This window comes from Oerskovia sp. NPDC060287 (assembly GCF_042726775.1).
Taxonomy (GTDB): Bacteria; Actinomycetota; Actinomycetes; order Actinomycetales; family Cellulomonadaceae; genus Oerskovia; species Oerskovia merdavium.
Genome location: NZ_JBHXBO010000160.1, coordinates 1 through 9,701 on the forward strand (window position 1 = coordinate 1; position 9,701 = coordinate 9,701).

Consider the following 9,701-nt stretch of genomic DNA (forward strand, 5'->3'; position numbering starts at 1 on the left):
CCGCTGACCCGCCCCGGACCACGACCGACAGGAGTGAGAGCGATGTCCGCACCCCGCGCACGACGCCTGCCTGCCCGTTGCCGTACGTGGTGATCTGGTCCTGCCAGGCCGTCAGGCCGTCGGCGATGGGCGTCGCGTTGCTGAACGCCTGGCCCGCGGTGTCACCGAAGACCGAGTTCGCGTAGACCTGGAAGGGCAGGTACTGCCAGCCCGAGCTGACGTCCTTCGAGGCCTGGACGAAGACCTCGTTGACGGCCTGGCCGCCGAAGAAGTCGGACGTGGCGCCGAGGAAGTCGGTGTCGGCCATGATCGAGCTCGTCGAGGGGAACAGGCCTGCGTCGACCTGGGCCTGGACGGCCTCGGAGTCCGTGCTGAGCCAGCGGGCGAAGGCAAGGGCCGCGGCCTTGTTCTCGCTCTTGGCGAGCACTGCCGTGCCCGAGCCGCCGTTCTCGGCGTTGGCCGGGGTGCCGGCCTCCCACACGGGCATGGTCGCGGCCTTCCAGCTGCCTGCCGTGGAGGGGATGTTCGTCTCGAGCGAGCCCGGAGCCCAGGCGCCCGTCATCCACATGGCGTAGCGGCCCGAGTCGAGCGAACGCCAGAACGCGTCGTTCCAGCCGCCCGCGACGTCGACGAGCTGCTCGGAGATCAGGGTGTCCCACAGCTCGGCGAACTTCTGCGTGCCCTCGTCGCCGAACGAGATGTTGACGTCCGTGCCCTCGACCGAGAACGGACGGCCCTCGGCCTGCCAGATCAGCGAGTCCACGCCGCCCGCGTCGCCCGGGTCGATCGACGCGATGAAGTTCTCGGGGTTGTCGGCCTTGATGGCGCGCGCGACGGTGAGGAACTCGTCCCACGTCGTCGGGGCCTCGACGCCCAGGCGCTCGAGGATGTCGGCGCGGTAGAACATGACCATGGGGCCCGTGTCCTGGGGGAAGGCGTAGTGCCCGTCGCCTGCGGCGACCTGCTCCCACGCCGAGGCCGTGAAGTCGGACTCGAGGTCGGACAGGCCGACGTCGTCGAGGCTCACGAGCGACTCGCCCAGCGCGAACTGGGGGAGGGCGAAGTACTCGATCTGCGCGAGGTCGGGGGCGCCCGACCCTGCCTTGATCGCGTTCTGGAGCTTGGTGTACTGGTCGGCCGACTGACCCGCGTTGGTCAGCTCGACCTGGATGTTCGGGTGGGCCTCGTTCCACAGGTCGACCGTGGGCTGGAGGTTCGGGACCCAGCTCCAGTACTGCAGGGTCGTGGTGCCCTCGGCGTCGAGCGCTGCGTCGATGTCGGCTGCCGTGACGTCGCCGCCACCACCACCGTCCGAGCTGCCGCCGTCGCTGCCGCCGGAGCACGCAGCGAGGGTCAGGGTGAGGGTGAGTGCTGCAGCGGTGACCGCGGCTCCGCGGGCGCGGGTGATCCTCATGGGGTGACTACCTTTCACTTCGGTGTGGAGAGGGGTCCGTCGGGGAGCCGACGTGGGGTGGTGCTACTGCTTGACCGCACCGGCCGCGAGGCCGGACTGCCAGTACCTCTGGAGGAAGAGGAAGACGATGATCAGCGGGACGATCGCGACGAGCGACCCGGTGAGCACGAGGTTGTAGACCGGCTCGCTCGCCCCGGAGGAGCCCGCCTGCGCGCTCCACTGGTTCAGGCCGACCGTGAGCGGGTAGAGCTTGGGGTCGGTGAGCATGATGAGCGGCAGGAAGTAGTTGTTCCAGGTCGCGACGACCGTGAAGAGCAGGACCGTGATGAAGCCCGGGGTCAGGAGCCGCAGCGAGACCGAGAGGAAGGTCCGCAGCTCGCTCGCGCCGTCGAGGCGCGCGGCCTCGAGCAGCGACTCGGGCACGGAGTCCTGCGAGTACACGTACATCAGGTACAGGCCGAACGGGCTCGCGAGGGCGGGGATGATCACGGCCCAGGCCGTGTTGACCAGCCCGAGGCGCGAGAACATGAGGAACGTGGGGACCGCGAGGGCCGTGAGAGGGACCGTCATGGCCCCGATCACGCCCGCGAGGACCCACTTGCGACCGGGGAACGAGAACTTCGCGAGCCCGTAGCCGCCGAGCGTGGCGAGGATCGTGGCACCGATCCCGCCGACGCCCGCGTAGAGCACGGTGTTGAGGAGCCAGTTCGAGTAGATGCCGCCCTGGTAGGAGAACAGCTTGGTCAGGTTCTCGCCGAGCGCGAAGTCGTCCGCGAACCACAGGCCGAACGAGTTGAACAGCCCGCCGTTGGTCTTGGTGCTGTTGATGACGAGCCAGAGCAGCGGCACGACGGCGTAGAGCAGCATGAGCGTCATGAGGATGGACAGGGTGGGCGAGGTGCGTGCCCGGGACGAGGAGGCGGGGCGGCGGCGCCCGGTGCGTGCCTTCTTGACCGGGGCCTCCGGCGAGGCCTGCACGGTGCTGGTCTGCGTCATCACTTCTCTCCTGCTCGGCTCAGTCGTTGCGCGAGGGCTGCGACGACGACGGTGACCGCGCCGACGATGATCGCCACGGCGGCCGAGTAGTTGTACTGCTGGCCGTTGAACGCCAGGTTGTACGCGTACATGTTGGGCGTGAAGTAGCTGCTGATGGTCGTGGGGGCCAGGGCGCGCAGCACGTTGGGTTCGTTGAAGAGCTGGAACGACCCGATGACCGAGAAGATCGTGGTCAGCAGGAGCGCGGGGCGCAGCGCGGGGAGCTTGATCGAGAACGCGGTGCGGATCGCGCCGGCGCCGTCGATCTCCGCGGCCTCGTAGAGCTCGGTCGGGATCGAGCGCAGCGACGAGTAGAGGATCAGCATGTTGTAGCCCACGAACGACCACGTGACGATGTTGCCGATCGCGACCAGGACCCACGACGCGGACAGCAGGTCCGGGGTCGCGACGCCGATCGCGTCGCCGATCTGGCGGATGAGCCCGAACTCGTTGCCGTACATGTAGCCCCACATGAGGGCCGCGACGACCGAGGGGACCGCGTAGGGGAGGAAGAGCGTGATGCGGAAGGCGCCCTTGGCCCGGAGGCGGCCCGAGTCGATCGCGAGGGCCGCGAAGAGCCCGAGGCCGAGCATGATCGGGACCTGGACCGCGAAGAACAGGAGCACGCGACCGAGGCCCACGTGCAGCAGCGGGTCGGTCAGCGCCTGGGCGTAGTTCGCGAAGCCGGCGAAGAACGAGCCGCCCACGAGCCGGTCCTGGAAGAACGAGAGGTAGACCGCGTAGAAGAGCGGGGCGACGATCGCGAAGACGAACACCGCGAGGAAGGGGAGGACGAACGCGAGCCCGGTCCACTCTCGTCGTTCGGGTGGAGCCTTGGCGCGCCGGGTCTTGCGGGGCGGAGCGCTCGTCGTCACGGACGTCATCGTCATCTTCCTCGATTCGGGCAAGCATGTTTGCGCAACCATGCGCTTGGCGTTCAGCATCACACGTGATTTCCGAGCGGTCAAGCCGCTTCTGGGGCGTGCACAGAAGATGAGTGGGTGCCAGACAACCCGTCGAATGGTTGCGCAACCGTGATCTCGGCTACAGTTCTGCCCACAGGTCCGGAACGAAGGAGTGCGACCCCCATGACCGATTCACCCGCGACACGGCACGGCAAGGTGCCGACCATGGTCGACGTCGCAGCGGTCGCGGGCGTCTCGCCCCAGACGGTCTCCCGCGTCTCGAACGGCTCGCCGAACGTCGAGGCCTCCACGCGCACCAAGGTCCTCGAGGCCATGCGATCGGTCGGCTACCGACCCAACGCCGCAGCGCGCGCGCTGACGACCGGGCGCTTCGGCGCGATCGGCGTCGTGGCCTTCTCGCTCTCGCGCTTCGGCGACGTCAAGACGGTCGAGGCGCTCGCGCTCGCGGCCAAGGCGCACGGGTTCTCGACCAACCTCATCTCGCTCGACAGCCCGACGGCGGGCGGCGTGAGCGCGGCCATGGCCCAGCTCGCCGCGCAGAACGTCGACGGGCTCATCGTGGTCGAGAGCGAGATCCTCGAGCGCTCGTCCGTGATGTTCGCGCCGGGCATCCCCGTGGTCGTGACCGACGACCTCGCCGAGACGTCGTACCCGCTCGTCATGACCGACCAGGCGAGCGGCGTGACCAAGGCCGTCGAGCACCTGCTGCGGCTGGGCCACAAGACCGTGTGGCACATCGCCGGGCCGCCGAGCGGCAACGCGACCCGCGTCCGTCGCGAGGCGTGGGAGGCCGCGCTCGTCGCGAACGGCGCGCCCGTGCCTCCCGTCTACCACGGCGACTGGACCCCGGCCTCGGGCTACCGGCTGGGGGCGGTCCTCGCCGACCGGATCCCCGAGGAGATCACGGCGATCCTGTGCGCCAACGACCAGATGGCCCTGGGGCTCATGCGGGCCTTCCAGGAGCGGGGCATCTCGATCCCGGGCGACGTGTCGGTGGCCGGGTTCGACGACATCGACGTGGCCGAGTACGTCTGGCCGCCCCTGACGACCGTCCGGCAGCACTTCGACCAGGTCGGCCAGCTCTGCATGGACCTGCTCCTCGAGCAGATCGCAGGGCGTCGTCCGACCCCCGGCAAGGTCCACGACGTCCCGGTCGAGCTCGTGATCCGCGCGAGCACGTCGGTGCCACCGGCGCACCGTTCCTGACCCGCTGACCCGCTGACCGCAGGGCCGCAGAGGCCGCACCGGTCCGCGCCGCCCCGCGGACCGGCGGCGACCCGCTCCTCGACTTCACCACACCGCCCTCGTCCCGAACGGAGCCCCACCTATGCTCGCCGGCCGCATGGTCCTCAACCCCGACTTCCGGGTCGCCCCCGTCTCGCGCCGTACGTTCGGCTCGTTCGTGGAGCACCTGGGGCGCTGCGTCTACACCGGTATCTACGAACCGGGGCACGCGACCGCCGACGCGGACGGCTTCCGCGGGGACGTCCTGGACCTGGTCCGTGAGCTCGGCGTCTCGACCGTGCGGTACCCGGGGGGCAACTTCGTCTCGGGCTACCGGTGGGAGGACGGCGTCGGTCCGGTCGAGGACCGCCCCGCGCGGCTCGACCTGGCATGGCACACGCTCGAGCCCAACACGTTCGGGCTCCACGAGTTCCTCAGGTGGGCCGACAAGGCCGAGATCGAGCCCATGATGGCCGTGAACCTCGGGACGCGGGGCGTCCAGGAGGCCCTCGACCTGCTCGAGTACACCAACATCGCGGGCGGCACGGCGTTCTCCGAGCAGCGTCGCGCGAACGGTGCGGACGAGCCGTTCGCGATCAGGATGTGGTGCCTGGGCAACGAGATGGACGGTCCGTGGCAGGTCGGGCACAAGACGGCCTACGAGTACGGGCGGCTCGCGTCCGAGACGGCCCGCGCGATGCGACTCGTGGACGACCGCCTCGAGCTCGTGGCGTGCGGGTCCTCGGCCCCCGACCTCCCGACGTTCGGTGAGTGGGAGCGGGTCGTCCTGACCGAGACCTACGACGAGGTCGACTACATCTCGGTGCACCGCTACTACGAGATCAAGGGTGACGACCTGCACTCGTTCCTGGGCTCCGTGGTGGACATGGACAGGTTCGTCGACTCGGTCGTCGCGACCGCTGACCACGTCAAGGCCGTCAAGAAGTCCGACAAGCAGATCGACCTCTCGTTCGACGAGTGGAACGTCTGGTACCAGTCCCGTGCTGCCTCGGTCCCGCCCCAGGGCGAGGACTGGCCCGTCGGGCCGGTCCTCCTCGAGGACCAGTACTCGGCGGCCGACGCGGTCGTGGTCGGCAACATGCTCATCTCGCTGCTGCGCCACAGCGACCGTGTGACCTCGGCGAGCCAGGCCCAGCTGGTCAACGTGATCGCGCCGATCATGACCGAGCCGGGCGGGCGCGCCTGGCGCCAGACGATCTTCTACCCGTTCGCGCAGGCGTCGGAGCTCGCGCAGGGCACGGTCCTGCGGGTCGAGCCACTCTCGCCGACGTTCCCGACCGCGCAGCACGGCGACGTCCCGTCGGTCGACGCGGTCGCGACCTGGGACGAGGAGACCGGGCGTCTCGCCGTGTTCCTCGTCAACCGCAACCCCTCGGAGCCCGTCACGGTCGACGTGGACCTCGCCGCGTTCGGTGCGCTCGCGCTGTCCGAGGCCTCGACGCTCACGAGCGACGACCCGTACGACCACAACACGGCCGACGAGCCCGACCGCGTGGTGCCCGTGGCCCGCGAGGACGTCACCGTGGAGGGCGGCGTCCTGACGATCGAGCTGCCTGCGGTCTCGTGGTCCACGGTGCTCCTCGCTGCCGTCGAGACGCAGGGCTGAGGTACCGCGCCCCCGTCCGTCGACGGGAGGCGTCGAGCATGCGGTTGGCGTCGTGATTCGTCGGATTCTTGACGACGACCGCATGCTCGTCCCCGGCTGACCCGGGGAAGGGCGTCTCGTGGCCCGGCCGGTCGTGGCGCGAAAGTCCCGCATGCGACGGAGTCTGACGGTCTGCGCGAGTTCACCCGGAATCGGCCTCTCTTCACCGCGCGCACACAACGCCTCCTCAGTAGCCTGACGTCAGCGTCCTCGCGCGCCGCGAGCGCTGACGGCACTCCGAACGGGGCTTCACATGGATTTCTGGGACTTCTTCTGGCTCCTCATCTGGTCCTTCGTCTTCATCGCCTACCTGATGGTTCTGTTCCAGATCCTCAGCGACCTCTTCCGTGACCACACGCTCAACGGGTGGTGGAAGGCGCTGTGGATCATCGCGCTCGTGATCTTCCCGTTCCTCACGGCCCTGATCTACGTCATCGCCCGGGGCAAGGGCATGACCGAGCGGCAGATCGCCGCGGCCAACGCCGCCAAGGCGCAGGCCGACTCCTACATCCGTACGGTCGCGACAGGTGGTCAGTCGCCGGCCGACCAGATCGCCACGGCCAAGTCCCTCCTCGACGCGGGCACCATCACGCCCGAGGAGTTCGCGTCGCTCAAGGCCAAGGCTCTCGCCTGACCTTCGCACCACGAGCGCGTCCGCCACGGCGCGGGCAGCCTCACCACGGACCGGTCGTCACGGGCTGCCCGGGGTTCCGCCCGGGTCGGCCCTGACGACCGGTCCGTGCCGTGTGCGGGGGAGCGCAGGGCGCTCGCGTACCCTCGACGCGTGGACGAGGAGCTGACGACGGGCACCGCGGGCGAGCTCCCGACCACCGGCCCGCACCGCACCCCGACCCGCGACCAGGGTGACCGCTCGACGCGCTCGGTGCGTGACGCCGTCGGGCAGGACGCCGCGCGACGCGGCTTCTCCCTCGATCCCGGCCAGGCTCCCGCGGTCGAGGCCCTCGACGCCCTCGCGGCCCGGCTCGCCGAGCCCGCCCCCGACGGGCTGAGCGGGCTCTACCTCTGGGGTTCCGTGGGCCGGGGCAAGACCTGGCTCATGGACGTGTTCCACGCGGCCGTGGGACGGCCCGCCCCCGGCAGCGCTCGCGCCCCCGGCATCCGGGCGGTGCGCGTGCACTTCCACGACTTCCTGCGCCGTCTGCACGGCGAGCGGTTCCACCGCGGGTCGATCGACGCCGCGCTCGACGCGATCCTCGGGGACGCCGAGCTGGTCTGCTTCGACGAGTTCCACGTGCACGACGCGGGCGACGCCATGCTCGTCGCGCGCGCCGTGCGGACGCTCGACGCGCGCGGGGTGCGCGTGGTCCTGACGTCGAACTACCCGCCGTCGGGGCTCATGCCCAGCCCCGCGTACCACCACCTCTTCGTCCCGACGATCGACCTCCTCATGCAGAGGCTCGACGTCGTCGAGGTCGGCGGGCACCGCGACCACCGGCGGGCGCCCAGCCAGGACGTGGCCGGGTTCCGGGGCGGCTCGTTCGTGTGGCCCGCGACGGATGCCCGGCTCGCGGCCGCGGGGCTCGACCGCCCGTCCTCCGAGGAGGCCACCTCGGTGCGCATCGGCTCGCGCGAGCACCCGGTGCTCGCGGTCCGGGAGGACACGGTGTGGCTCGGGTTCGGGCACTGGTGCGCGGGGCGCACCGCGGTCTCGGACGTCCTGCACCTCGCCGAGCGCTTCGGGTCCGTGGTGCTCGACGGCGTCCCCGCCCTGGGTGCGCAGGCCCCCGACACCGGGCAGCGGTTCGCGAACCTCGTCGACGTGCTGTGCGACCGCGACGTGGCGCTGCACGTCCTGGCCCACCAGGACCCCGACGAGACGCTGCGCCGCCGCGGCGAGGAGGGCGTGGCGCTCGACGTCGAGCGCACCGCGAGCCGCCTCGTGCTGCTGCGGCGGCTGGGACCGGTGGCTCCCGGTCGGTGAGGGGACCGCGGGACCGGCGGTGCACGACACCCAGCGCGTGTGGGTGTCCTGCGCGATGATCGGGGAGGCGGCGCCGCCCCGGCGCCAGCGACCGGAGGGAACCCGCACATGGCCGAGGTACTGCTCTTCCACCACTCGCTCGGACTGACGCCCGGGGTCGAGGCGTTCGCCGAGACCCTCCGCGAGGCGGGCAACACCGTCTACCTGCCGGACCTCTACGAGGGCAGGACGTTCCCCGACATCGACAGCGGCATGGCGTACGTGAGGGAGATCGGGTTCGACACGATCCGCAAGCGCGGCGTGGCCGTGGCCGACGGGCTGCCCGAGGAGCTGGTGTTTGCAGGGTTCTCGCTCGGCGTGGTGCCCGCGCAGATGCTCGCCCAGACCCGCGAGGGCGCCCGGGGCGCGCTGCTCTTCTCGTCGTGCGTGCCCACGTCCGAGTTCAGCGACGACGGGTGGCCGCTCGGCGTGCCGGTGCAGGTCCACGGCATGGACGCCGACCCGTTCTTCGCGGACGAGGGAGACCTCGATGCGGCCCGCGCCCTGGTCGAGGCAGCACCGGGCGAGGCCGAGCTCTTCCTCTACCCGGGCGACCAGCACCTGTTCGCCGACGCGAGCCTGCCGTCCTACGACGAGCACGCGGCGCGCCTGCTCACCGAGCGGGTCATCAGGTTCCTCGACGGGATCGGGGCCTGACGAGCCCCGGGCAGCGACGCCCCGCCGGTCCGCTGCGGCCTTGAGCCGCGCGTGCCTCGAAGAGCACGGCCGAGCGCACCGCAGGCAGGGTCGCACCTCGCTCCCTATGGTTGATCGATGAGCGCACCCGTCTCCCGCGCGCCCGTCCTCGACGTCGTCCGCCGCGCGGTCGAGGCCGGGACGTCCGTCACCGTGGTCGGGCTCCCGGGGTCGGGACGCTCCACGCTCCTCGCGCAGGTGCGGGACGCGGCGGACGACGACGGGTGGAGCGTGGTGTCGGTCCCCGGGCTCGGCGGAGGCGCCGAGCGACCTCTCGAGTCGCTCGTCCTCGCAGGCTTCGTCACCGGTCCCACGGGCTCGCTGGGCGCGATGGCGGCCGCGGTCGACGGGGTGACCCGGGCGGCCTCGGGCGGGCGGACGCTCCTCCTGCTCGACGACGTCGAGGCGCTCGACGACGCGTCGGCGGCGGTGATCGGCGCCGTCGTCGCCCGTCGTGGTGCGAGCGTCGTGGCCACCGTGCGCCCGCCGTTCCCTGGGACCGGACCGGTCGAGCGCGTGCTGGCCGGGCGCGAGGCCACGGTGCTGGGGATCCCCGTGCTGCCGTTCGAGGAGGTGCACCGCCTGATGTCCGAGCTGCTCGGAGGGCAGGTGGACTCCGACGTGGCGGGCCGCGTCTACGCGTTGTCCGGGGGCCTGCCCGGCATCGCCCGGTCGATTGTGCTCGAGGCCCGACGGGCCGGGCACCTGACGAAGCAGTCGGGAGGATGGGTCTCGCGGCGTGACCTGTGGACCCCTGCC

Annotated in this window: 9 protein-coding genes; 6 read left to right on the forward strand and 3 right to left on the reverse strand. The window is 70.9% G+C overall.

Annotated features, from left to right (window positions below; genetic code table 11):
- The 3 genes from ACFWFR_RS13790 to ACFWFR_RS13800 all read right to left on the reverse strand — a co-directional run.
- The coding region (locus ACFWFR_RS13790; RefSeq protein ID WP_377623328.1) for an ABC transporter substrate-binding protein at positions 1-1,414 on the reverse strand (1,414 nt) is incomplete at its 3' end.
- Positions 1,415-1,477: 63 nt separating this feature from the next.
- Positions 1,478-2,410: a carbohydrate ABC transporter permease gene (locus ACFWFR_RS13795; protein WP_191805802.1), complete on the reverse strand. Its 933-nt coding sequence runs from the start codon at positions 2,408-2,410 to the stop codon at positions 1,478-1,480.
- A complete protein-coding gene (locus tag ACFWFR_RS13800; protein WP_191805801.1) occupies positions 2,410-3,333 on the reverse strand; it encodes a carbohydrate ABC transporter permease in 924 nt (307 codons plus the stop codon). The genes ACFWFR_RS13795 and ACFWFR_RS13800 overlap by 1 nt, the downstream gene beginning before the upstream one ends.
- Before the next feature lie 204 nt (positions 3,334-3,537).
- Between ACFWFR_RS13800 and ACFWFR_RS13805 the strand changes: the two genes are divergently transcribed.
- The 6 genes from ACFWFR_RS13805 to ACFWFR_RS13830 form a co-directional block, all read left to right on the forward strand.
- Entirely contained in the window at positions 3,538-4,581 is a 1,044-nt protein-coding gene (locus tag ACFWFR_RS13805; protein ID WP_191805800.1) for a LacI family DNA-binding transcriptional regulator, read from the forward strand.
- A 121-nt stretch (positions 4,582-4,702) separates the two neighbouring features.
- On the forward strand, positions 4,703-6,226 hold the full coding sequence (locus ACFWFR_RS13810; protein ID WP_377623329.1) for an alpha-N-arabinofuranosidase: 1,524 nt from the start codon (positions 4,703-4,705) through the stop codon (positions 6,224-6,226).
- A 292-nt stretch (positions 6,227-6,518) separates the two neighbouring features.
- Entirely contained in the window at positions 6,519-6,899 is a 381-nt protein-coding gene (locus ACFWFR_RS13815) for an SHOCT domain-containing protein (RefSeq protein ID WP_377615412.1), read from the forward strand.
- Between the two features lie 150 nt (positions 6,900-7,049).
- Positions 7,050-8,207, forward strand: coding sequence for a cell division protein ZapE (zapE, locus tag ACFWFR_RS13820; RefSeq protein ID WP_377623330.1), 1,158 nt, complete (start codon positions 7,050-7,052; stop codon positions 8,205-8,207).
- A 108-nt stretch (positions 8,208-8,315) separates the two neighbouring features.
- Positions 8,316-8,903 carry a dienelactone hydrolase family protein gene (locus tag ACFWFR_RS13825; RefSeq protein ID WP_377615410.1) on the forward strand — a complete coding sequence of 196 codons (588 nt, stop codon included), beginning with the start codon at positions 8,316-8,318 and terminating at the stop codon, positions 8,901-8,903.
- A 117-nt stretch (positions 8,904-9,020) separates the two neighbouring features.
- Positions 9,021-9,701 (forward strand): hypothetical protein (locus ACFWFR_RS13830; RefSeq protein ID WP_377623331.1); only part of this gene is annotated, 681 nt, incomplete at its 3' end.

Coding starts and splice junctions, on each gene's coding strand:
- ACFWFR_RS13805 (WP_191805800.1), top strand. CDS start 3,538: ATGACCGATTCACCCGCGACACGGCACGGCAAGGTGCCGACCATGGTC.
- ACFWFR_RS13815 (WP_377615412.1), top strand. CDS start 6,519: ATGGATTTCTGGGACTTCTTCTGGCTCCTCATCTGGTCCTTCGTCTTC.
- ACFWFR_RS13800 (WP_191805801.1), bottom strand. CDS start 3,333: ATGACGTCCGTGACGACGAGCGCTCCGCCCCGCAAGACCCGGCGCGCC.
- ACFWFR_RS13810 (WP_377623329.1), top strand. CDS start 4,703: ATGCTCGCCGGCCGCATGGTCCTCAACCCCGACTTCCGGGTCGCCCCC.
- ACFWFR_RS13795 (WP_191805802.1), bottom strand. CDS start 2,410: ATGACGCAGACCAGCACCGTGCAGGCCTCGCCGGAGGCCCCGGTCAAG.
- ACFWFR_RS13825 (WP_377615410.1), top strand. CDS start 8,316: ATGGCCGAGGTACTGCTCTTCCACCACTCGCTCGGACTGACGCCCGGG.